Source organism: Micromonospora sp. M51 (assembly GCF_018070305.1).
GTDB classification, from domain to species: domain Bacteria; phylum Actinomycetota; class Actinomycetes; order Mycobacteriales; family Micromonosporaceae; genus Micromonospora; species Micromonospora parva.
This window is the reverse complement of sequence record NZ_JAGPXZ010001434.1, coordinates 1-561: the sequence shown is the minus strand read 5'-3', so window position 1 is coordinate 561 and position 561 is coordinate 1. Positions and strand designations below refer to the sequence as shown.

1 protein-coding gene is annotated in these 561 nt (G+C 67.9%); it reads right to left on the bottom strand.

All coding sequences use genetic code 11. The annotated features are described in order from the left end of the window. The coding region (locus KBX53_RS35290) for a hypothetical protein (RefSeq protein ID WP_210864069.1) at nucleotides 1-233 on the bottom strand (233 nt) is incomplete at its 3' end. Nucleotides 234-561 lie beyond the last annotated feature (328 nt).

Here is a 561-nt window from a genome sequence, read left to right as displayed (position 1 = left end):
GTGTGCAGGACCGAGCGGTCCGGCAGCACCGCCAGGGACATCGGCTCACCCATGTCGGTCACGCCGCGGGCCAACTCGACCTGCTGGAAGTCGCTGGCGACGATGGTGTGCGCCTGCGCGGGGGCCGAGCTGGCGGCGAGTGTGACAGTGCCGGCGGCGACCGCGAGCAGCAGTGCCGATCCGGCGGAGAACCATCGTCGGGACCGTTGTCTGGGAACATCCTTCTTGGACATCTGTGCTGCCCCTTCCTGACGAGTGACTGCCAGGCCGGGCGCGCGCCGTCGCGCCGGATGCCGTAGCGGTGGTGGGGGTCGATGGGTTACCGCGCCGCCGGTTCACCTCGACGAAACATTGTCGTGTTGGTCACGACACTAAGTCCCATGTGTCGATGTGTCTATATCTTCCGGCGGTTCAGCATCAACTTTCGTCGATTTGATCGAAAGTCGCCGGTCAGGCGCGTCGGTCGATCGCCTGCCCGGCCAGCTCGACCAGGGCCACGCGGGCATCGTCGGCCACCGCCGCGCTCTGTAGGGCGGACAGCGCGGCCGCCGTCCGGACCCG